We start from the raw sequence: 22,694 nt of genomic DNA, 5'->3' as shown, positions 1-22,694 counted from the left end.
GATGACAGGACCGCAAACAGTTAAACGGCGCAAAGTGTTTTACGTGCCCGGTTATGATCCGATCCACCCGCGCCGTTACCGCGAATTATACCGTCGTGAATCCGCGGATCAGGCCCAGATATCCGGCTATGAGATTTCCCAAACCGCAAAGTCGGGCAAGGGCGGCTATGGCTGGCACGTCAGTGCAAAAATTGATGGTTGCGAAACGCAAGCCGATGTTGAAGTGCTGGTTTGGTCGGACATTGTTCGTGGTAGCATGTCGCAAACGATCCCAGCGACTTATGCGCGATTGCTGCGTACCGCCTATGAATACATCGCAACTGGCGCGCTGTTCCGACTGATGCGATTACGCAAAGGCCCTGTGATTGCGGCCTTATATCCAGTGGGCATGTTGTTGCTGCAGTTGTTTGTGGCGATTGGAATAGGCAGCGCTGTCGCAGCGATCCCCGTTAATGTCGTCGGCGGAATTTTAGGTACCGTGATCGCGATTGGCGCGTTTGCAGCTATCGTGGTTTTGGTACTGCGTTGGTTCAAGTCCATCGATGGCAAATTGTTCGCCTATTACCTTATGCATGATTACGCCTATTCAGCGCACTGGCGCGGGGCTAATCCGCCCCAGTTGGAAACGCGGATGGCGGAATTTGCTGGCTCTATTATCGCGGCGCAAGAGCAGGGATACGACGAAATTTTGGTCGTTGGCCATTCGTCGGGCGCGCATCTGTCCGTATCGATTTTGGCGGATTTGTTGCGGGCTGACCACTTAAACGGAACGCCAGTTTCGTTTTTATCGCTGGGTCAAGTGATCCCGATGGTCAGTTTCCTGCGCGATGCATGGCGTTTGCGTGCCGATTTGGAATTTATGGCGGCGCAGGATCAAATCGCGTGGGTGGATGTCACAGCACCAGGGGATGGATGCGCCTTTGCGCTATGTGATCCGGTCAGCGTGACGGGCGTCGCACCGCAGGATAAAAAATGGCCATTGGTGATGTCAGCGGCGTTTACGCAGTCCTTATCTGCAGCACGTTGGAAAGAATTGCGTTGGAAATTCTTTCGCCTGCATTTCCAATATCTATGCGCTTTCGATCGGCCCAAAGATTATGACTATTTTCAAATTACGGCGGGTCCGATCACACTGCGCGAACGATATGCAGATCGTCCACCGTCGCGCAGTCGCAAAGAAACGCCAGCATCGCGTTTTATATCGGTTGCGCCATGACCAACCCGCCTAAACCGACATCTCGGCGTGATCGTGTTTCACTGTTTCAATACCTGCGGATGTTTCGGCAGGACATTCTATCTGCGCAACCCGAACGGCTGTATCGGGCGTGGATGGCAGAATTTAAAACGCCGTTTTTCCGCAGCTTTCTGTGCAATGATCCCGCGCTGATACGAACGGTTCTGCGCGATCGGCCAGACGATTTTCCCAAAAGCGATCGCATTGGCGAAGGTCTGCGACCGTTGTTGGGAAATTCGGTATTTTTGACAAATGGCGCTCATTGGAAACAGCAGCGTCGGATCATAGATCCCGCGTTCGAAGGTGGGCGCCTGCGTGATACCTTTCCCGCAATGTATGATGCTGCGATGGCAGCAGTGGATCGTTTGGCCCGACACGATGGCCAAAAGATCGAGATCGAAGAAATCGCCAGCCACGTCGCAGCGGATGTGATTTTTCGAACGCTTTTTTCGATCCCCATCGAACATGAAACAGCATCCAAAGTTTTTGCTGAATTCAAGGCGCATCAGCGTACTCAGCCGATTTTGAACTTGGCGGCTTTCGTTCCAATTCCCCGCTGGTTTCCACGACTGTTCAAATCCGAAACCAAAAAGACGGCACATAACATTCGGGCTTTGATCGCTGGATTGGTGGATGATCGTCAGAAACAGATCGACGCAGGCACCGCGCCTGATGATCTGGCAACAAAAATCATGACGACGATAGATCCTGTCACGGGGCAAAAATTTGCGCCTGATGAAATGGTAGATCAGGTTGCTATCTTTTTCCTAGCTGGGCACGAAACGAGCGCGTCAGCCTTGGCTTGGGGGCTGTATCTTTTGGCGACGCATTCCGATTGGCAGACACGGGTTGCGCAAGAGGCGAAAGCGATCAGCGAACCCGACTTTGCTGTTTTGTCCCGCCTAAAGCTCTGTCGCGATGTGTTTCGCGAAACTTTGCGCTTGTATCCGCCCGTCCCGATGATGGTGCGCGAAGCAACCTGTCCCGAAAGTTTCCGTAAACGGTCGGTGAAGCCGAAGTCGCAAATCGTTTTGTCGCCATGGCATTTGCACCGTCACAGTCGGTTGTGGGATAATCCTGATGGGTTTGATCCAACCCGCTGGGACACAGAAAATGGCAAGTCCTGCCAAAGAGAGGCCTATATTCCATTTTCAGCTGGACCGCGGGTGTGTACGGGCGCTGGGTTTGCCATGGCCGAAGGCGTTTTGCTGTTATCGATGCTGGTGCGCGCATTCGAATTCGAACCGATCCCCGATATGGTGCCAGTTCCCGTTGCCCATTTAACCGTCAGGTCAAGGGATGGCATTTGGCTAAAGCTTCGCAAGCGACCTTAGCCTATTTCAGGGCACCTATGCCGTATATCTTGCGATATATGTGGATTGCCGCAGGTTTATAGCGCGCGATTGGTAGATTTCGTAAACATTGAAACGTTTGGAAGGCGTTGAAATGTTGAACTTAGTTGCGAATTTTTTCAAAAAACCAAAAACAGAACACATCATAGAGGATGAGGTCGTCACCATCATCCCGTTGGTCCGACCCGCGCCGTTAACGGAAATCGAGTTGGCAGAGATCGAAGTTAACGCCCGACTACGGCACGCGTTACACGACGAAACACCGGTTTAGTGGGCGATCTGTTTTTGCAGGTTTCGTAGAACGAACACCCGAATGGCAGAGGCTAGGCCGGCATCGGTTCCGCGTTCTGCATCGACTTCGGCTGCCAGTGCATTGATTGGTTTGCCTTGATCCGCTGCTATTTTAACGAAGGCGTCCCAGAACGGCGCCTCTAGGCTGACCGATGTCCGATGCCCATGCAGGGTCAGGCTATGTTTGACAGGGCGGCCAGTCATTCGTCGACTTTATGCTGATCTAGGTGCGATTTTGCGCGGTTGGTATCTAGATCTTCGGCCTGTTTTTGCGCCTTAGTCCGTCCAAATTTCACTGCATTTGCATCGCCCTGTGCGCGTTTGTCTGCGCGGGCTTTTTGTTTGCGGAACTGGTTTAGATTTGTGACGTTCGACATGATGCAAATTTAGGGTCGGGCAGGGCGCAACGCAATGAAAAAGGCCGCCCGATTGGGGCGGCCTTTCTTACCGGACTAGATGAATTAGTCTTTTGGACCAATCATCTGTTCGGGACGAACAACCGCATCAAAGGTTGCTTCATCCACAAAGCCCAATTTGATAGCTTCTTCTTTCAGGGTGGTGCCGTTTTTATGCGCGGTTTTCGCAACGGTGGTTGCGTTGTCGTAACCGATGGTTGGCGCCAGAGCCGTTACCAGCATCAGCGATTCATGCAGCAGTTTTTCGATGCGCACTTCGTTCGCTTTGATGCCAACAACCATGTTGTCGGTGAACGCGGATGCGGAATCGCCCAACAGCTGCATGGACTGCAGTACGTTGTAGGACATCATCGGGTTGTAGACGTTCAGTTCAAAGTGACCTTGCGAACCTGCAAAACCAACCGCTGCGTCGTTGCCCATGACGTGCGCACAAACCATGGTCAGTGCTTCGGCTTGGGTTGGGTTTACTTTGCCCGGCATGATCGACGAACCTGGTTCGTTTTCTGGCAGGATCAGTTCGCCCAGACCGCAGCGTGGGCCCGAACCTAGCAGGCGGATGTCGTTTGCGATTTTGAACAGCGATGCCGCAACAGTTTTCAATGCGCCCGAGAACATGACCATTGCGTCATGTGCTGCCAGTGCTTCGAATTTGTTGGGGGCGGTGACGAATGGCAGGTCGGTGATCTCTGCCATGTTTTTCGCGACCATTTCGGCCCAGCCTTTTTTCGTGTTCAGGCCGGTGCCAACCGCGGTGCCGCCCTGAGCCAGTTCGTAGATGTCTGGCAGGCACTCTTCAACGCGCTGGATGCCTTTGCGGACCTGATGCGCGTAACCACCAAATTCCTGACCCAAGGTCAGAGGCGTCGCATCCTGCGTGTGGGTACGGCCGATTTTGATGATGTCTTTGAAGTTTTCTGCTTTTTCTTCTAGCGCGGCCAGCAATTTGTTCAGGCCAGGCAGCAGAACGTCACGCGCCTGCATGCCGATTGCGACGTGCATTGCGGTTGGGAATGTGTCGTTCGACGACTGACCCATGTTGCAGTGATCGTTCGGGTGAACAGGTTTTTTCGAACCCATTTCGCCGCCCAGCATTTCGATCGCGCGGTTGGAAATAACTTCGTTGGAGTTCATGTTCGACTGAGTACCCGAACCTGTCTGCCAAACGACCAGCGGGAAGTTGTCGTCGAATTTACCTTCGATGACTTCACCAGCTGCTGCGATGATGGCGTCCGCGATTTCTGCGTCCATGTTGCCCAGCTCTTTGTTAGCCATGGCACATGCTTTTTTCACAACGCCCAATGCGCGCACGATTGGCACAGGCTGTTTTTCCCAGCCGATAGGGAAGTTGATGATCGAACGCTGGGTCTGCGCGCCCCAGTATTTATCTGCAGGAACCTCTAGCGGGCCAAAGCTGTCGGTTTCGGTGCGGGTTGCGGTCATTATGAACACTCCGAGTTGTGATTGAGAGTGTCATACCGCATCGACACGCGAAATCAATGCGGTATACCGCTGCATACCGCAATGAGACCGCTAACAGTCGATAAATTTTGTTTACTTACGGAATTTGTCCAAACTGACGACTTCGGCCTCTTTACGGGGCTCGTCCTCAGGCTCGGCCATTTCGACCATTGGTGCTTCTTCTTCGTCATCCAGATCGTCGTCGTCAAAGTCGTCGTCTTGGGTTTCGAAACGCAGGCCGAATTCAACCGATGGGTCTACAAAGGTGCGGATTGCGTCGTAAGGCACATAAATCGGTTCGGGATTGTCGCCGAACGATAGGGTGACCGCAAAACCGTCGTCATTCACGGTCAGGTTTTCAAACCAATGTTCCAACACAACGGTCATTTCGCCCGGATACCGATCCGACAGCCAATCGGCCAGCTCGACGTCTGGGTGCATCGTGTCAAAGGTGATGAAAAAATGGTGCTTTCCAGGCAGGCCGTCCTTAGCCACGCGCGTCAGGACCTTTTGAATCAGTCCGCGCATAGCATCGTGCATTAGGTTGCCGTAGTCGATTTTCTGGCTCACGGTCTGTCCTTTCTGGGTCCCCTTAATCCACCATACGATATTTTAAGTTCTAGAAAAGAGGCTATCTTTCCAAGGTGTGGTAGACTGAATTGTTATTGTCGGCTTTTTGCCAAAGGGCATGTGGCACCGCAAGTACTGAACGACATTGGTACAAAATTTGCACCAACCATGCTGCAGTTGCAGAAAGTAGGGCGTTGATATGGGTAAAGTATTGATTGGATTGGCGTTCATGGTGACCGCCGTCGTCGTGTATTTCACGTTGTCCGCTTTGGGTATGGTGGGGGATGATCGCAGTCCGGCGGAACGAATGGCGGATAACCTTGCATCAATCGGGGCAGAGTTTGAAGCAGACGGTCATTTGCCGTGGGATAACACCGCAGAGGTTCAAAGGGTTCAGACGGTCGGAGATACGTTAAAAATAACAGTTCGCGCAGCGCCTGATTTGCCGGATACCATCGCTGCGATTGTGTGTAATTACCGTGATCTGCGCGAATTAATTTACGACGGTGCCGAAATTGAAATCATCTGGAAACCGCCGCAAATGGGTCGCGTCATGGGTACGACGTCGATCAATTTCTGTCCAAGTCTGCGGGGGTGAAGTGAAGGTTTCTGTTGCCAGGTACCTTCGAACCCCGCCTAACGCGGCTAGGCGTTAGGACTTAAGTTTCGGAAACTCCGACTGCTTAAGCAGCCATTGCTACCGGAGCACGATTGTCATTTGCAATTGTACAGTTTGAACCGATAACGGTGGTATCTCACCGAGACAAAGCAACACCTTTACACGTTCGTCGATCCTGTTTCGGCCCCATGATCCCCAAATGAAGGATATATGGTGGAGCCGCCGGGTACCGCCCCCGGGTCCGATCCGCTTATTACGAGCGCGTTTATGTCCATAGTCCCCGAGGGGACAGCACCGATATAGGCAGCGCCGTTGCTGGCTTCAAGGGTAAATGCGATCATCCATAGAATAGCTATCAATTGACATCCGACTTGCCGCAATAGAGCGTGGACATACATGTCGAATTATCTGAATGGAGGATGCAGATGTTCAACGCGCTGGTCGTAGAAAAAGACGAAGACGGCAAAACACATGCCGCGGTTAAAGAATTAGAAATCAAGGATCTACCCGAAGGCGAGGTTTTGGTTTCTGTTGAGTATTCGACATTGAATTACAAAGACGGTCTATGCGTCGGACCAGGTGGAGGTTTGGTTCGTAATTATCCGCATGTTCCAGGCATTGATTTTGCTGGCACCGTCGAAGACAGCAGTGACCCAAGATACAAAGCTGGCGATAAAGTCGTACTGACCGGTTGGCGCGTAGGCGAGGCGCATTGGGGTGGATATTCGCAAAAAGCGCGCGTCAAAGCGGACTGGCTGGTTCCGTTGCCCAATGGTTTGACCACTCGGCAAGCCATGGCCGTCGGAACCGCTGGATTTACGGCTATGATCGCGATCCTTGCACTCGAAGATCATGGTCTAACCCACGAAAAAGGCGAGGTTTTGGTGACTGGCGCATCTGGCGGTGTGGGCTCTGTGGCTACGTCGATTCTTGCCAATTGTGGCTATCAGGTGGCTGGCGTAACTGGTCGTCCTGAAACCGCAGATTATTTGCGCGATCTTGGCGCATCGCGCATCGTTGATCGCGCTGATGTTGCCGAGGTTACAAAGCGACCGTTGGAAAGCGAAACTTGGGCGGGCTGTATTGATGCGGTCGGCGGTCCCATGCTGGCTCGTGTGCTGGGGCAGATGAAATACGGTGGCAGCGTTGCTGCTGTTGGTCTGGCCGGGGGCGCGGATTTGCCTGCCAAAGTGATCCCATTTCTGCTGCGCGGCGTAAATCTGCTGGGTATTGATAGTGTTCTTTATCCAACCGAAAAACGCAAAACTGCTTGGGAACGGATCGCCTCTGACTTGCCGATGGATAAGTTGGAGACGATGATCGTGCCTGCAACCTTGTCTGACCTACCGAAATTGGGTGCAGACATTCTGCAAGGCCAGGTGCGCGGACGCGTTGTGGTGGATGTGAACGCTTGATCTGGGCAAGGGGTTGAAAGCAAAAGAAAAGCCCTAAGTCCAGTTTAGGAAATTTTGGGAGTTTTTATGTCTGACACCTCTGCCATTATCGTCTGGTTCCGCCGCGATCTACGCTTGTCCGATCACGAAGCGTTAAGCGCGGCGGTGTCCACGGGCCGTCCGATCATCCCAGTGTTTATCCGTGATGACATCGTCGACGCCACAGGTGCGGCCGCCAAAATGCGTTGGGGGCAGTCGATACAGGCTCTGCAAAAACAGCTAGAAAAACTGGACAGTCGTTTGATCCTGCGATCGGGCGACGCGTTGGATGTGCTGCAATCGTTGATCAAAGAAACTCACGCCGGCGCGGTATACTGGTCGCGACTGTATGATCCTGCGTGCAAGGAACGCGACACCAAAGTCAAATCTACCTTGAAAGATCAAGGTGTTGAGGCGCAAAGCTATACTGGACATCTTTTGTTTGAACCGTGGACGGTTGAGACAAAATCGGGCGGTTTCTATCGCGTCTATTCGCCAATGTGGAAGGCCGTGCGCGACCTGCCTGTCGCCGATTGCATTGCGGCGCCTTCGTCGTTGAAGTCACCGGATGAGTGGCCCAGCAGCGAAGACCTGTCCGATTGGAATATGACCGCAGCTATGCGCCGCGGTGCAGAAATAGTTACGCAACATCAGTGTGTTGGCGAAGTTTGCGCACGTGAACGTTTGGATGATTTTATCGAACAAAAAGTAGATGATTACAAAAATCTACGCGACTTTCCTGCGATTGATGCGGTGTCGGGCCTGTCCGAAAATCTCACTTACGGTGAAATTGCGCCTAGGGCCATGTGGCACGCAGGTTGGCGCGCAATGGAAAATGGATCGAATGGTGCTGAACATTTCCTGAAAGAGATCGCATGGCGCGAATTCGCGTATCATTTGCTGCATCACACACCCGAGATTTTGGACCGCAGTTGGCGTGAGGAATGGGATAAATTCCCATGGTCGACCGACGAAGACGGCGATGACGTCAAAGCATGGAAAATGGGTCGCACGGGTGAACCGTTTGTCGATGCGGCCATGCGTCAGATGTATGTGACAGGGACGATGCATAACCGCGCCCGCATGATTGTGGCGTCATATTTGACCAAACACCTTATGGTGCATTGGAAAATCGGCATGAAATGGTTCGAGGATTGTTTGACCGATTGGGACCCAGCATCCAACGCGATGGGGTGGCAGTGGGTGGCGGGATCAGGTCCAGACGCCGCCCCGTATTTCCGCGTTTTCAATCCTGAAACGCAACTGGATAAATTCGATAAAAATGGTGACTATCGTGCCGCATGGATCGCCGAAGGGTATGACAAACCATCGCAAACGGCGCTTAGCTATTTCGATGCGGTCCCCAAAAGCTGGGAACTGAATCCTGACATGCGCTACCCTCAGCGAATAATAGAGCTAGCTAAAGGTCGGGAACGCGCTCTTGCTGCCTATGAGGCGCGTGAAAAATAGATCCAAAGGTTGCAAAGCAACGTATCCTTTTGGTTAATATATAAAAAGGGCGATAAAATGCCCCTAACAGGAGGTCACATGATCCTGACATCGACCCAAGGCCAACACGGCCTTCCGCGTTATTTTGTGCCAGTTTTCGATATTCTGTCACGCATTGAACGGGGGCGGATCGATATCATTTTACCCGATGGCCGACAGTTCCGCGCCGAAGGTCCAAACGCAGGCTATGTGACCGAATTACATGTCCACAATGATGATATATTTGCGCGCCTGATCCGTGAAGGCGATCTGGGCTTTATGGAAGCCTACATGGATGAGTGGTGGTCAACGCCCGACCTGATGGCCTTTATGGATTTTGTGCACGACGCTTCGGACGAGGTATTCGACGGCTTTCCTGGGCAGGCTTTGGTTCGTGCTTACGAAAAACTGCGGTTCTGGTTGCAATCTAATACCAAACGACAAGCCAAGAAAAATATCAGCTACCATTACGATTTGGGTAATGATTTCTATGGCTTATGGCTTGATCCTAGCATGACGTATTCGTCGGCATTGTATTCCGAATCGCAGATGTCGCTAGAGGACGCGCAAACCGCGAAATACAAAGCGATGGTTGATCAGATGGATGTTCAACCGGGCGACCATGTTCTGGAAATCGGATGTGGTTGGGGCGGCTTTGCCGAATACGCCGCAAAAGAACGCGGGCTGCATGTGACTGGCCTGACGATTAGCCGCGAACAATACGACTATGCCACCAAACGCATTGCGGATGCGGGGCTATCTGATCGTGTTACGTTCAAAATGCAGGATTATCGCGATGAAAAAGGCCAGTACGACGGCATCGCTAGCATCGAAATGTTCGAAGCTGTTGGTGAAAAATATTGGCCGACCTATTTTGCAACCGTGAAAAGATGCCTGCGCCCCGGTAAAAACGCGACCCTGCAGATCATTACCGTGCAGGACCACCGGTTTGAACTGTACCGAAAAGGTGTTGATTTTATTCAAAAATACATCTTTCCGGGTGGCATGTTGCCTAGCCCTAAAATTTTGCGTCAGCAGGCAAAGGGTGCGGGCATGAATGTCGTAGGTTCTATTGAATTCGGTGAAAGCTATAGCCAGACGCTGCGTCGTTGGTACGATACCTTTAACGAAAAATGGGATGAAATTTCCCAGATGGGGTTCGATACAAGGTTTAGGCACATGTGGAATATGTATCTAACCTCTTGCGCGAGCACATTTCATAGCGGTAACTGCGATGTAACGCAGATAACGGTGCAGCGACCTGCCTAAGTGTCCTTGCTCCGCAGGAACGGGACGGTGAAATGCCAACTTTTGCAAAATTGGCCGCGGCGGTTGTTATGGCCGCGCTGATGTATGTTGTGACCGATATGGTCCTGCCCATGTTCGATCCATCCCAACCGCCGCGCTGGTTCATGCAAATCAATATCGCTTATGGCGCTGTATTCGGTTGGAAAATTATCGGCGGTCGCGCTGGAAACGGGGCCGTCATTGCAATTAGTACCGGTATCTCTGCCATTGTCGTGACCATCGCGGCTGTTTTGCTGACCCACGGATTTGATGTGATGTTAGAGCGTGCTTACGACATGCGCTATGACGGGCCGGTTGAGGCTTTGACTGGCGCTGTTGGGTTGGCGATTGATCTGGGTGCCAAATTGTTTACGCCGATTGTAGGAATGACCTTGATCGCCGGCGCTATCATTGCATCACTGGTGGCTGAAATTGTGTCACGTTTTGCAGATTAAATATGAAGTTATTCTTATTCGGGTCTCTTAGAGATCCAGAGCTGTTCCGAACTGTCGCGGGCGACGGCGGCGTATCAAAACCTTATAATTTGGCGGGATATCGTGTTGATCGCATCAATGGCCACGAAGTGCCGATGTTGGTGCGCGACGAAGGTTCCGTTGCGGTTGGTGTTATGTGGACTGATTTGACCCCAGATCAGATTGATCGGCTGGATCGATATGAACGTCCTTGGGGGTATTTTCCGCGCATAGTTAATGATGGCATCACGGTCTATTGGCCCAATGACGACATCGTCAGTAGCGGCGAACCGTGGTCATTCGAGCGCTGGCAGGCAACCGATGCGATCGTAAGCCGCGCCGCCGCCGCAGAAATTTACGCCCATAATCCGCCTTTGTCGGCAGATCAGATTGTCTTGCGCTGGCCCCAAATTCGAGCGCGTGCCTGTTCGCGTGCCCGTGCGTCCCAATCCACCGTGCCGGCAACGCTACGGCGTTCCGCTGGTTTTGCTGCGGAAAAACAGCTGACTGCACTGGACGGAGATTTTTTCAAATACCGCCGTGTAACATTGGAACATGAACGGTTTGACGGAAAACCGTCCGGCGAATTGCCAAGAGAGGCTATTATCGCATTCGATGCTGCGTTGGTGTTACCGTATGATCCCAAACGGGACCGTTTTTTGCTGGTTGAACAGTTTCGGGTTGGTCCGTTTTTGCGTGGGGATGCGAACCCTTGGGCGATTGAACCTGTTGCGGGGATCATCGACGCCGAAGAAACCCCAGAAAATGCTGCCCGCCGCGAAGCTGAAGAAGAGGCTAACCTGAGCGTCACCGATTTGCGGCCGATGTTCGCGGCGTACCCAAGCCCTGGTAATTCCACCGAACAATATTACGCCTACGCCGCGATTTGTGACCTGCCTGATAAGCTAAAAGGGTTCGGGGGGCTGGATTCCGAGGCGGAAGATATTCGCGTTCACCTTGTTGATCGCGAACAGGCGCTGGAATTGATCGACACTGGCGAAATCAACATTCTGCCTTTGATCACTATGATATACTGGGTTGACCGAAATAGGGGCAACTTGGGCTCTCCAGCTTGAGTTCTGCGCGTATGGGGCCTACACAGGACCAAAGAATGAAAGGCCTGCAAATGGAATTCAAAAAAGACCTAGCTGACGCAATCGGTAACACGCCGCTGATCAAACTGCGCGCCGCATCCGAGGCAACGGGCTGTACCATTTTGGGCAAGGCTGAATTCATGAACCCTGGCCAATCGGTCAAGGATCGCGCAGCGCTGTACATTATCAAAGACGCGATTGCCCGCGGCGACCTGAAACCAGGTGGTACGATTGTCGAAGGTACCGCAGGCAACACTGGTATCGGGCTTGCGTTGGTCGGTGCATCGATGGGTTTCAAAACGGTGATCGTGATCCCCGAAACCCAGAGCCAAGAGAAAAAAGACATGTTGCGTCTGGCTGGCGCGGAATTGGTTCAGGTGCCAGCTGCGCCATATAAGAACCCGAACAACTACGTTCGCTATTCGGGGCGTTTGGCTGAAAAGCTGGCAAAGACGGAACCGAATGGTGCGATCTGGGCAAACCAGTTTGATAACGTCGCCAACCGTCAGTCACATATTGAAACCACTGGCCCTGAAATCTGGGAACAGACGGGCGGCAAAGTCGATGGTTTCATCTGCGCGGTCGGTTCCGGCGGTACATTGGCAGGCGTCGGTATGGCGCTGCAGCCTAAGGGCGTGAAGATCGGTCTGGCCGACCCAATGGGCGCGGCGCTGCACAGCTATTACACCGAAGGTGAATTGAAATCCGAAGGCGGATCCATCACCGAAGGGATCGGGCAGGGGCGTATCACCGCCAACCTGGATGGGTTTACGCCAGATATGTCCTATCAAATCCCAGACGAAGAAGCGCTACCAGTTGTCTTTGATCTGCTGGAAAACGAAGGTCTGTGTTTGGGCGGCTCGTCGGGCGTTAACATCGCTGGCGCAATGCGGATGGCCAAAGAAATGGGTCCAGGGCATACCATCGTCACCATTTTGTGCGACTATGGCACGCGCTATCAGTCAAAACTGTTCAACCCTGATTTCTTGAAATCCATGGGGCTGCCAGTTCCTGGTTGGTTGGGCCAAGGTCCATCCTCCATCCCTGGCGTATTCGAGGACTAATGAAACCGCTTCGCGCGATTTTCCTTGCGGTCGGTATGCTGGTGGCTGGTTCATTTGCCACCGCGCAAGATACCGGATCGACGACTGAACCAGAGCAGCAGATCGAAACACCTGCTGTTCTGGACACATCACCAAACGTCGCCTTGGGACAGACCGGAATTGACGTTGAGGCGTGGACATCGGTTGCTATTGCAGCCGAGGAAGCCCTGCAAAATCCCAACAGCACTGATTTCGCCCTAGAACGTTTGCGCAACGAATTGGCCACGTGGCGCGATGCTTTGCTAGATGCGCAGTCCGTGAATTCGGCACGTATTTCCACCGTATCTGCGCAGTTATCCGCGCTGGGGGCTGCACCCGAAGAAGGCGCAGAGGAAGCCGCCGCAATCGCCAACCGCCGCGCGGAATTGAACGCCCAGCTGGATGAATTGCAGGCCCCCGTTGTGTTGGCTCAAGAGTCATATGCCCGTGCCAATGGTTTGATCAGCGAAATTGATTCAACTTTGCGCGCAAGCGAAGCCAGACGATTGGGCACGCGCGGCGAAAGCCCGTGGGTTTTGGCAAATTGGGGAACTGCCTTTGCGGCGGTAGCATCTACATTGTCTTCGGCGTGGGCTGAAACATCTGCGCGGGTTGCGGCAGATGCGGTAAACGGTGACTGGATGGCCACATATCCGGCAGCGTCATTGCTGTTTGCGCTTGCCCTTGCCTTGCTGGTGTATGGTCGCCGTATGGTGATGCGTGTCCAAGCGACTATTTCATCGCGTGACACGATCGGGCGCGGGTTCTGGTTGTTTGTCATTTCCTTGGGGCAGATCGCGGTTCCGTATATCGGGGTGCTTTTGTTGGTTGCCGCCGCAAAAGCGGGCGAGATGTTGGGGTATCGCGGGCAGTTGATTGCGAATGCGATCCCTGACGCATCGCTCTACGTAATTGTAGCATATTGGTTGTCGGGCCGTTTCTTTGGTGGGGATGGCGGTACGGCCAATCCATTGGCAATGGATTCCGATTATCTGGGAAAAGGCCGTAGATTGACCCGCGAAATCGGCTGGGTCTTAGCATTGGGTGCAATCACCGTTGTCATTGCTGATATAGGTGGTAGCCAGTCGACCTCTATCTTGCTGTTGCCGATAGAGATCTTGGTCGCGGTCTTTTTGTTCCAGTTCGGCGTGCTGATCAAACGACACTGTTCTGGTGACAATACCGAAGCCAATTCCCGCAACCGCGTCTACGCTTTTATCGGTCAGGCTGCAGTATTGATTGCGATCGTTGGTCCAGTATTGGGCATTGCAGGATACGGGATCGCATCCCAATCGTTACTATATCCCGCCGTCACGACATTGGCAGTTCTGGGGCTGGTTTTGTTGCTGCAACGGTTGGTCGTTGACCTTTATATCCTGTTTACAGGCGCACCTGACAGCGCCGGCGATGCGCTTATCCCTGTGCTGATCGGTTTTGTGCTTCTGTTGATTGCGGTGCCTGTTCTGGCTTTGGTCTGGGGCGCAAGAGAAGCCGATTTGTTAGAACTGTGGACGCGTTTCCGCGAAGGATTCCAGATCGGCGATACACGGATTTCACCGACCGACTTTATTACTTTTGCCTTTGTATTCGGTGCCGGCTACGCCATCACCCGTTTTGTGCAAGGCACGTTGCGGGCAACCGTACTGCCTAAAACACGCATGGATATCGGTGGTCAAAATGCTGTTGTGTCTGGGCTTGGGTATCTGGGTATCTTTCTGGCCGCTGTAATTGCGATTACGACGGCAGGGATTGATCTGTCGAACCTTGCAATTGTTGCTGGTGCTTTGTCGGTCGGTATCGGTTTTGGTTTGCAAACCATCGTACAGAACTTTGTGTCCGGTATCATTCTGCTGATCGAACGCCCGATCTCTGAAGGTGACTGGATCGAGGTGAACAGCCAAATGGGCGTTGTCCGCGATATTTCCGTACGGGCCACCCGTATCGAAACCTTTGATCGTCGCGATGTGATCATTCCCAACGCTGATTTGGTCAGTGGGCAGGTGACAAACTGGACGCGCGGCAATTTGGTCGGACGGATCATTGTAAATGTTGGTGTTGCCTATGGCACAGATACCCACCGCGTCGAAGAAATCCTGACAGAGATCGCCGAAGCCCATCCAATGGTTCTACTGTCGCAGCCACCAGCGGTTTTGTTCACTGGTTTCGGTGCTGACAGTTTGGATTTTGAAATCCGTGCGCTGCTGCGTGATGTGAATTTCATGCACCTCACAAAATCTGAAATTCACCATGAAATCGCCAAACGCTTTGCTGCTGAGGGGATTGAAATTCCGTTCGCGCAGCGTGATCTTTGGATCAGAAACCCAGAAAGCTTACGTCCTATAGAAGAGTAAACCACATGACCGAACCATTGTTCCGCGCCGACGCCTATCTTCGTGATGCGACCGCTACCGTGGTTGGACTAACGGCAGAAGGCGGTATCATTGTGGATCGGTCGTTGTTTTACCCGACTTCGGGCGGCCAACCAGGCGACAGCGGGCGTCTAGAATGGCAGGGCGGCGGAATAGATATCGCAGTGGCTGTGAAAGGCGAGGGCCAAACCATCGTGTTGGTGCCATCCGAACCCGCTCCTTTGCCGCCGGTGGGGCAGGCGGTTGAACAAAAGATTAACTGGGACCGCCGTTACCGTCACATGCGCGTGCACACCGCGCTGCATTTGCTGTCGGTTGTTGTGCCGCTACCGGTGACTGGCGGGTCCATTAGCACCGAAAAAGGGCGGCTGGATTTCGATATGCCAGAGGCCCCAGCCGATAAACAACAGATCGAAGATGCGCTGAACGCTTTGATTGCCGCAGATTACACCGTCTCAGAGTCGTACATCAGTGATGCCGAACTGGATGCGCAGCCCAATCTAGTGAAAACCATGTCCGTCAAACCACCGCGCGGTACGGGGCAGATCCGCATGGTGCGGATTGGGGATGCGGATGCATCAATTGATTGGCAGCCCTGCGGCGGAACCCATGTCAGATCGACGGCAGAAATTGGGCCAATACGGATCGGCAAGATTGAAAAGAAAGGCGCACAAAACCGCCGTATCAATGTGATCTTGGATTAAAGATCTTGTTCTGTATCTGGCAGGCCTTCGCGCGAGAGTAGCACAGCGACAGGTCTCAAATTGGGAACGTGGCTACAGATCACCATCATCATCACCATAATCGGCACCGACAAAAACATACCCGGCACCCCCCAAACAGCGCCCCAGAATGCCAGCGAAATAATGATGCCGAACGATGACAGACGCAGCGCGCGCCCCATGAGCATGGGTTCAATCACGTTGCCCATGCTGAATTGAATAACCGATGTAATGCCAAATACGATCCATGTGACCGATGGATCTTCGGTTTGGATATAGGCGACCAGCGCGATCAGTAGCGTGGCCACCAAAGAACCGACATTGGGAATGTAGTTCAAAACAAAGGTCAAAATGCCCAACGCAGCGGCCAATTCCAGCCCGAACCAAGTCGCAAGAAAATACACCAAACCGCCTGTTGCGACGCTAATCAGCGTTTTAACCAGCAGGTAATAGTTCACACGGTGGATAATGGATTGGGTAATGCGCGCAATGCGGGCGGCTTTGATCGGGTCGGCAACCAGATTGCCTAGCTTTGTTTCGAACCAAATACGCTCTGCAAACAGAAACCCGACGAACAGGATGACCAGAACCGTAAACGACGTCACATTGCCTGCCTGACCGGCCAGAGTTTGCAAGTAGCCACTAAATTCGATCCCCGCAATTGCGCTAAAGATTGCACTTTCGACGTCTTCGCCCATAAAGCTGAACAACTGTGCAATCGCGGACGGCGCGCGTTCAGCGTATTCCAACGTAAGGCTGATAACCGTATTTACTTGGGTCAAAAGGATCGAAGACAGCGTCAACAACGCGGTTGAGATCAGCAAAAGCGCAGCGATACTGGCAATCCAGTTTGGAATACGGAACGGTCCAACAGACTGTCGCGCGATAAACTGGATCACGTCAGATGTTAATGAAAACAGAATAATCGCAACCGCGAGCGCGATCATCATAAACTGGGCCTGAACCAGCAAAAACAAAACCATTGCAGCGGCGATAATGACCAATGCAGCAGTTTGGACTCTGGCTTGATTTGTCGTCGGAATTGGATCGTTCGTCATAGGTGCAGATTTGCGGTTTTGGTCGGACTGTCAACCTATCAAAGTAATATGAATTTTTTGCGTTGCGCCTATTGCAATCCCCCGCGCTGTCAGGATAAACCCCGCCTCGGACAGGTGGCCGAGTGGTCGAAGGCGCACGCCTGGAAAGTGTGTAGGCGGGGAACCGTCTCGAGGGTTCGAATCCCTTCCTGTCCGCCACTACCCTTCAATAGCTGCTCATTCTGATCTTCACGTATCTCGTACGTGAGATGCTATATTTTTTGTATATTGTACAAAAGTTGAGCAAATTTTGTTCAACTTCCCCCTAATTTGAATTAGCTGTCGCCTAGTTGCATGAATTGTTCAAATTCTCTTGAACCGTGTGGCGCAAATGTGATGTTAAAGAGGCGCGAGGTTTTTCGCGCTTAGACTGTTTAAAGTGCCACCCAATTTTTCGGCACGTTTATTTTTTGTTAACGAAATACCGCTTGCTGTTCCTTGGGGGGGCGCAAATGAAACACATTAATATCTCAACGGCTTCTGCGGCTACGGTTGCTATCGCAAAGCCAATCGAACAAAACACTGTTTATTCTCGCTTCGGTAAACGTCTGGTTGATTTGGCGTTGGTGATCGTTGCGGCACCTATCATCGTTCCTGTTATTGCGATCTTGTGGTTGCTCGTGCGTCGTGATGGCGGCGAAGGCATGTTTGTACAGGATCGTGTTGGCATGAACGGCAAGGTATTCAAATGCCTGAAACTGCGCACCATGGTCGTGGATGCAGAAAAAGTGCTAGAAGACCTATGTGCGAAAGATCCAAAAGTTGCGCACGAATGGCACGTCAATCAGAAATTGGCCGTTGATCCGCGCATCACCAAAGTCGGCGCTTTTCTACGCGCGACTAGCCTTGATGAACTGCCACAGTTTTTCAACGTTGTCCGCGGTGACATGTCGTTTGTCGGCCCACGTCCTTTCATGCCATCTCAGCAAGACCTATACGACGAAGCGGGTGGTAACGCCTATTACAGCGTTCGACCCGGTATCACTGGCCCATGGCAGGTTGATGGCCGCGGCGTGACCACCTTCAAAGGCCGCGTTGCGTTCGACGAAAAATACGGTCGTGAATTGTCGTTAAAATCGGACATTGGGTATCTGATCAAAACCGTTTCGGTCGTGCTGAAACGCACGGGTCACTAAGATTTATCCCAGATTTAGCAAAAAGGCCGGAGAGTTTTCTCCGGCCTTTTGTCGTTATTTGGGAATGTAGTTTAGGATCGGTGATAGCCAGCGTTCGGCCTCGGATACTGTCATGCCTTTACGCGCTGCGTAATCGGCGACCTGATCAGCCTCGACCTTGCCCACGCCGAAATAATAGCTGTCGGGGTGACCAATATAGATGCCCGACACAGATGCAGCCGGCCACATCGCGTAGCTTTCAGTTAGGGACACGCCTGTCGCCTTTTCGGCGTCCAGCAGATTCCAAAGAGTCGCCTTTTCAGTGTGATCAGGTTGTGCAGGATAACCAGGTGCAGGGCGGATGCCTACGTAAGGTTCGCCGATCAGTTCGGTCGGCGTGTAGGTTTCGTCGGCATAGCCCCACAGCTCGGTACGCACGTATTCATGCATCCGTTCAGCAAAGGCTTCGGCGAAACGGTCGGCCAGGGCTTTGACCATGATCGACGAATAGTTGTCATTCGCTTCGTCAAAACGGTTGGCGATATCGTCTTCTTCGGGGCCTGCGGTCACGACAAATCCGCCGACGTAGTCCTGACCCGATGGAGCCACGAAATCAGACATTGCAACATTCGGACGTCCGTCGCGTTTCGCGGTTTGCTGACGCAGGGTATGCAGCGTTGCCAGTTTGGCGTCGCGGGTTTCATCAGTGAACAGGGCGATGTCATCCCCAACGGCGTTCGCAGGCCAGAAACCAACGACTGCGCGCGGTTTGAACCATTGTTCATTTACGATCTTTTTCAGCATCGCTTGGGCGTCTGCAAATAGGCTACGGGCCGCCTCGCCCTTTTTCGGGTCGTCCAGAATGGCTGGGTAGACGCCCTTTAGTTCCCAAGTTTGGAAGAATGGAGTCCAGTCGATGTAATCCGCCAATTCAGACAGCGACCACTGGTCAAACACGCGCGTTCCCAAGAACGATGGGGTTTTCGCGGCGTACCCGTCGAAGTCGATCTTCAACGCGTTGTCGCGGGCGTCTTGCACCGTCACACGCTTTTTGCCGCGTTCGCCGCGTGCGTGGCGTTCGGCGATGTCGGCGTAATCTGCGCGGACTTCGGCTTTGACGTCGTCGGATTTGGACGACAGAAGGGATGATACGACACCCACTGCGCGTGACGCGTCGGTAACGTACATGGCTTGGCCTCGGTCGTATTTCGGCGCGATTTTCACGGCTGTGTGGACCTTGGACGTAGTCGCGCCGCCGATCAGCAGCGGGATGTCAAAACCGTTCCGTTCCATCTCTGCCGCGACATGCACCATTTCGTCCAGCGACGGTGTGATCAGACCCGACAGGCCGATCACATCGACGTTTTCAGCCTTGGCCGTTTCCAGAATTTTCGACGTTGGAACCATCACGCCCAAATCGATGATTTCATAGTTGTTACAGGCCAAAACAACGCCGACGATGTTTTTGCCGATGTCGTGAACGTCGCCTTTGACCGTGGCCATTAGGATTTTGCCTGCGGCTTCGCGGTTGCCGTCTTTTTCGGCCTCGATATAGGGCGTCAGTACGGCGACAGCCTGTTTCATCACGCGGGCGGATTTCACCACCTGCGGCAGGAACATCTTACCTGCGCCGAATAGGTCGCCAACGACATTCATGCCGTCCATCAATGGGCCTTCGATCACGTCCAGCGGTCGGGCGGCTTTTTGGCGGGCCTCTTCGGTATCGGCGTCGATAAATTCGGTGATGCCGTTGACCAGCGCGTGTTCCAGACGTTTTTCAACCGGTGCCTCGCGCCAGCTCATGTCTTTTTCTTTGGCCTGCGCGCCGCCCTGACCGCGATATTTTTCGGCCAGTTCCAGCATGCGTTCGGTGGCATCCGAACGGCGGTTTAGAACGACGTCTTCGCAATGGTCGCGCAGTTCAGGGTCAATTTCGGAATACACGGCCAATTGGCCCGCGTTGACGATGCCCATATCCATGCCTTTTTGGATGGCGTGGTACAGAAATACGGCGTGCATCGCTTCGCGGACGGCTTCGTTACCGCGGAAAGAGAACGACAGGTTCGACACACCGCCCGAGATATGGACGTGCGGGCAATCGTTGGTGATGCGGTCGGTCGCGTTGATGAAATCGACGCCATAGTTGTCGTGTTCTTCGATACCTGTGGCGACGGCGAACACGTTCGGGTCGAAAATGATGTCTTCGGGCGGGAATCCGACCTCTTTGGTCAATAGTTTGTATGCGCGAGTGCAGATTTCGACCTTGCGATCTTCGGTGTCGGCTTGGCCGACCTCGTCAAAGGCCATGACCACAACGGCCGCACCATAACGGCGGCACAGGCGGGCCTGATGCAGGAACTGTTCTTCGCCTTCTTTCATGGAAATCGAGTTTACGACCGCCTTGCCTTGAATGCATTTCAGGCCGGCTTCGATGATGTCCCATTTGGAACTGTCGACCATGATCGGAACGCGGGCGATATCAGGTTCGGCAGCCAGCAGGTTCAGGTAGTCGACCATCGCCTGTTTGGAATCGATCAGGCCTTCGTCCATGTTGATGTCGATGATCTGAGCGCCGTTTTCCACCTGTTGACGCGCCACATCCAGCGCGGTCGCGTAGTCCTGATTGGTGATCAGTTTGCGGAATTTGGCGGACCCCGTAACGTTCGTGCGTTCGCCGACGTTCACGAAAGGAATGTCTTTGGTCAGGGTGAACGGCTCTAGCCCAGATAGGCGCATACGCGGTTCGCTGGCGGGAATGGCGCGCGGTTTGTAATCGCGTACACGGTCGGCAATGGCGCGGATGTGGTCAAAGGTCGATCCACAGCAACCGCCAACGATGTTCAGCAGGCCGTCGCGAGCGAAATCTTCGATCTGGTCGGCCATCTCTTCGGGCGTTTCGTCGTATTCACCGAATTCGTTTGGCAGGCCAGCGTTAGGATAGGTGCAAATGTTGGTGTCCGCGATGTTGGACAATTCCGCCAAATGTTCGCGCATTGCGCTGGCACCTAGCGCACAGTTCAGGCCGATGCTGATCGGTTTGGCGTGGCGCAGCGAATACCAGAACGCGGTTGGCGTTTGTCCCGATAGGGTACGGCCAGACAGGTCGGTGATCGTGCCCGAAATCATGATCGGCAGAACCACGCCTTTTTCGTCGAAAACGTCCTCGGCTGCGAAAACGGCGGCCTTTGCGTTGAGCGTGTCAAAGATGGTTTCGATCAGGATGATATCCGCGCCACCATCCATCAGGCCACGAATTTGTTCTGCATAGGCATCGCGCAATTCGTCAAATGTTACAGCACGATAGCCCGGGTTGTTCACGTCAGGCGAGATCGAAGCGGTGCGGTTCGTCGGGCCAACGGCGCCCGCGACCCAGCGTTGGATACCGTCCTCGGCTGTTGCGCGATCCAACGCCTTGCGCGCCAAACGCGCGCCTTCAACGTTTAGGTCGTATACCTTGTCCTGCAGATCGTAATCCGCCTGCGCGATTGAGGTGGACGAGAACGTATTCGTTTCAGCGATATGCGCGCCCGCTTTGGCATAGCGGTAATGAATTTCTTCGATCACATCAGGGCGGGTTAGCGACAACAGGTCGTTGTTACCTTGCTGCGGTTTGTCCGAATGAATGTGGCAGGCGCAACCCGAATGGCCGCCCACAAAATCGTCTTCGATCAGTCCGAGTTGCTGGATCGACGTGCCCATTGCGCCGTCCAGAATGAGGATCTGATCGGCCATCGCGGCGGTCAGTTGGTCAAAAACGGGCGAACGGGTTGGTTTTGTCATTTTGGTATCCTTTGCTTGCGCGCGTGATACCCAAGGTCGGAATATTAGTGAAATTCAACTTTATCATATAGATTATGAATTTCATTAATGCTGGGCTGCCTCCCATAGTGCAAAATCTGCTGCCTTTTCGCGCGTTAGCAATGCTATGACTTCAGGATCGACAGAGATCTCTGCGGTTGGCGAAACATTGAGTTGTTTGAGCGTGATTTGGGCCGATAGCCGATCTTCCAAAAATGAAATCATTTTCGGCTGCGCCTCGTACCTGTAGACATGCGTGCAGGGCGTCGGTTTGTTTTGTGCAGCTAGGAATTTTGCCTGCGATCCGACATTCGCGAACGGGGCAGGGGATTCATTGCAATATTCTACGATGAACTCGTCGAAACTGATGCCTCTGGTACTGTTTTTATGCCCGACCAATTCATTGCGCAGGCGGTACCTGTACCAACTGGATAACCAGTCCACGGGATGACGAACGACTGCCACTGTTTCAAAATCCTCGGCACCTGCTTTTTCCAGCATGGGCAAGACCCAGCGTTTATAGCGGTAAAAGGGCGTGTGTTTTAGAATCGGTGGATCGCGAAAAACCGCATCTGCGCGTGGTGCTAATGCGCCTTCGATTGCTGTTGTTCCAGTCTTTGGTACGGCAAGGAAAACCAGCTTTTCTTTCCAAAAAACAAGCATATGACCACAAATCCCCAAACTCAATTGGTCCGTAAACTATCCCTTAACTGTTACTGATACAAAGTCATATTCATAAATTTTTTCTTGCTTTGTTCTTGTTTTGGTCTCATAACGGATAGGAACAATGGGCGAA

The 22,694-nt window shown here is 53.0% G+C and carries 20 protein-coding genes, 1 tRNA gene and 1 other RNA gene; 14 read left to right on the top strand and 8 right to left on the bottom strand.

Translation table 11 applies throughout. The features are described 5' to 3' along the window. The first annotated feature begins 1 nt into the window (after nucleotide 1). From BVC71_RS05635 to BVC71_RS15440, 3 genes are all read left to right on the top strand, one after another. A complete protein-coding gene (locus BVC71_RS05635; protein WP_086450590.1) occupies nucleotides 2-1,216 on the top strand; it encodes a hypothetical protein in 1,215 nt (404 codons plus the stop codon). Next, nucleotides 1,213-2,568, top strand: coding sequence for a cytochrome P450 (locus tag BVC71_RS05630; protein WP_086450589.1), 1,356 nt, complete (start codon nucleotides 1,213-1,215; stop codon nucleotides 2,566-2,568). Before BVC71_RS05635 ends, BVC71_RS05630 begins: the two co-directional genes overlap by 4 nt. A 112-nt stretch (nucleotides 2,569-2,680) precedes the next feature. After that, nucleotides 2,681-2,857, top strand: a complete 177-nt coding sequence (locus BVC71_RS15440; RefSeq protein ID WP_165767726.1) for a hypothetical protein — start codon at nucleotides 2,681-2,683, stop codon at nucleotides 2,855-2,857. Here BVC71_RS15440 and BVC71_RS05620 read toward each other — a convergent pair. The 4 genes from BVC71_RS05620 to BVC71_RS05605 all read right to left on the bottom strand — a co-directional run bounded on the left by BVC71_RS05620 (nucleotide 2,854) and on the right by BVC71_RS05605 (nucleotide 5,321). Next, complete coding sequence (locus tag BVC71_RS05620) at nucleotides 2,854-3,081, bottom strand: ribbon-helix-helix domain-containing protein (RefSeq protein WP_086450587.1); 228 nt, start codon at nucleotides 3,079-3,081, stop codon at nucleotides 2,854-2,856. The genes BVC71_RS15440 and BVC71_RS05620 overlap by 4 nt on opposite strands. Further along, complete coding sequence (locus BVC71_RS05615; protein WP_086450586.1) at nucleotides 3,078-3,254, bottom strand: DUF4169 family protein; 177 nt, start codon at nucleotides 3,252-3,254, stop codon at nucleotides 3,078-3,080. Before BVC71_RS05615 ends, BVC71_RS05620 begins: the two co-directional genes overlap by 4 nt. 84 nt (nucleotides 3,255-3,338) lie before the next feature. Beyond that, nucleotides 3,339-4,733, bottom strand: coding sequence for a class II fumarate hydratase (gene fumC, locus BVC71_RS05610; RefSeq protein ID WP_086450585.1), 1,395 nt, complete (start codon nucleotides 4,731-4,733; stop codon nucleotides 3,339-3,341). Between the two features lie 111 nt (nucleotides 4,734-4,844). Then, nucleotides 4,845-5,321: an SspB family protein gene (locus BVC71_RS05605; protein ID WP_240516784.1), complete on the bottom strand. Its 477-nt coding sequence runs from the start codon at nucleotides 5,319-5,321 to the stop codon at nucleotides 4,845-4,847. A gap of 199 nt (nucleotides 5,322-5,520) precedes the next feature. On the opposite strand from BVC71_RS05605, the gene BVC71_RS05600 reads away from it, so the two are divergent. After that, a complete protein-coding gene (locus BVC71_RS05600) occupies nucleotides 5,521-5,919 on the top strand; it encodes a hypothetical protein (protein WP_086450584.1) in 399 nt (132 codons plus the stop codon). Here BVC71_RS05600 and ssrA read toward each other — a convergent pair. Continuing rightward, nucleotides 5,920-6,269, bottom strand: a transfer-messenger RNA (tmRNA) gene (gene ssrA, locus BVC71_RS05595). It lies immediately after the preceding gene. 96 nt (nucleotides 6,270-6,365) lie between these two features. Between ssrA and acuI the strand changes: the two genes are divergently transcribed. From acuI to BVC71_RS05555, 8 genes are all read left to right on the top strand, one after another. Next, nucleotides 6,366-7,355: an acryloyl-CoA reductase gene (gene acuI, locus BVC71_RS05590; protein ID WP_086450712.1), complete on the top strand. Its 990-nt coding sequence runs from the start codon at nucleotides 6,366-6,368 to the stop codon at nucleotides 7,353-7,355. Nucleotides 7,356-7,421: 66 nt separating this feature from the next. Then, nucleotides 7,422-8,843, top strand: a complete 1,422-nt coding sequence (locus BVC71_RS05585; protein ID WP_086450583.1) for a cryptochrome/photolyase family protein — start codon at nucleotides 7,422-7,424, stop codon at nucleotides 8,841-8,843. A 78-nt stretch (nucleotides 8,844-8,921) separates the two neighbouring features. Continuing rightward, the gene (locus tag BVC71_RS05580) at nucleotides 8,922-10,130 is read left to right on the top strand and encodes an SAM-dependent methyltransferase (protein ID WP_086450582.1); all 1,209 of its coding nucleotides are present in this window, start codon (nucleotides 8,922-8,924) and stop codon (nucleotides 10,128-10,130) included. A 32-nt stretch (nucleotides 10,131-10,162) separates the two neighbouring features. Beyond that, a complete protein-coding gene (locus BVC71_RS05575; RefSeq protein ID WP_086450581.1) occupies nucleotides 10,163-10,603 on the top strand; it encodes a TrgA family protein in 441 nt (146 codons plus the stop codon). Nucleotides 10,604-10,605: 2 nt separating this feature from the next. Next, nucleotides 10,606-11,697 carry an NUDIX domain-containing protein gene (locus BVC71_RS05570; protein WP_086450580.1) on the top strand — a complete coding sequence of 364 codons (1,092 nt, stop codon included), beginning with the start codon at nucleotides 10,606-10,608 and terminating at the stop codon, nucleotides 11,695-11,697. 50 nt (nucleotides 11,698-11,747) lie between these two features. Then, nucleotides 11,748-12,779: a cysteine synthase A gene (locus tag BVC71_RS05565; RefSeq protein WP_086450711.1), complete on the top strand. Its 1,032-nt coding sequence runs from the start codon at nucleotides 11,748-11,750 to the stop codon at nucleotides 12,777-12,779. Then, complete coding sequence (locus tag BVC71_RS05560) at nucleotides 12,779-15,148, top strand: DUF3772 domain-containing protein (RefSeq protein WP_086450579.1); 2,370 nt, start codon at nucleotides 12,779-12,781, stop codon at nucleotides 15,146-15,148. The genes BVC71_RS05565 and BVC71_RS05560 overlap by 1 nt, the downstream gene beginning before the upstream one ends. Nucleotides 15,149-15,153: 5 nt before the next feature. Next, a complete protein-coding gene (locus BVC71_RS05555; protein WP_086450578.1) occupies nucleotides 15,154-15,870 on the top strand; it encodes an alanyl-tRNA editing protein in 717 nt (238 codons plus the stop codon). Here BVC71_RS05555 and BVC71_RS05550 read toward each other — a convergent pair. Further along, the gene (locus BVC71_RS05550; RefSeq protein ID WP_086450577.1) at nucleotides 15,867-16,946 is read right to left on the bottom strand and encodes an AI-2E family transporter; all 1,080 of its coding nucleotides are present in this window, start codon (nucleotides 16,944-16,946) and stop codon (nucleotides 15,867-15,869) included. The two genes, BVC71_RS05555 and BVC71_RS05550, sit on opposite strands and share 4 nt — an antisense overlap. A 108-nt stretch (nucleotides 16,947-17,054) precedes the next feature. Between BVC71_RS05550 and BVC71_RS05545 the strand changes: the two genes are divergently transcribed. Both BVC71_RS05545 and BVC71_RS05540 read left to right on the top strand, forming a co-directional pair. Further along, nucleotides 17,055-17,144, top strand: a tRNA-Ser gene (locus tag BVC71_RS05545). Between the two features lie 293 nt (nucleotides 17,145-17,437). Next, nucleotides 17,438-18,121: a sugar transferase gene (locus tag BVC71_RS05540; protein WP_086450576.1), complete on the top strand. Its 684-nt coding sequence runs from the start codon at nucleotides 17,438-17,440 to the stop codon at nucleotides 18,119-18,121. Between the two features lie 54 nt (nucleotides 18,122-18,175). Here the strand turns inward: BVC71_RS05540 and metH are convergent, their stop codons facing one another. Together metH and BVC71_RS05530 are read right to left on the bottom strand one after the other, a co-directional pair. After that, complete coding sequence (gene metH, locus BVC71_RS05535) at nucleotides 18,176-21,880, bottom strand: methionine synthase (protein WP_086450575.1); 3,705 nt, start codon at nucleotides 21,878-21,880, stop codon at nucleotides 18,176-18,178. An 84-nt stretch (nucleotides 21,881-21,964) separates the two neighbouring features. Continuing rightward, nucleotides 21,965-22,561 (bottom strand): sulfotransferase family protein, encoded by a 597-nt coding sequence (locus BVC71_RS05530; protein WP_086450574.1) that lies wholly within the window; start codon nucleotides 22,559-22,561, stop codon nucleotides 21,965-21,967. Nucleotides 22,562-22,694 lie beyond the last annotated feature (133 nt).

Source organism: Marivivens niveibacter (assembly GCF_002150005.2).
GTDB classification, from domain to species: domain Bacteria; phylum Pseudomonadota; class Alphaproteobacteria; order Rhodobacterales; family Rhodobacteraceae; genus Marivivens; species Marivivens niveibacter.
The sequence above is the reverse complement of the archived record's forward strand: the minus strand, read 5'-3'. Positions and strand labels throughout refer to the sequence as shown.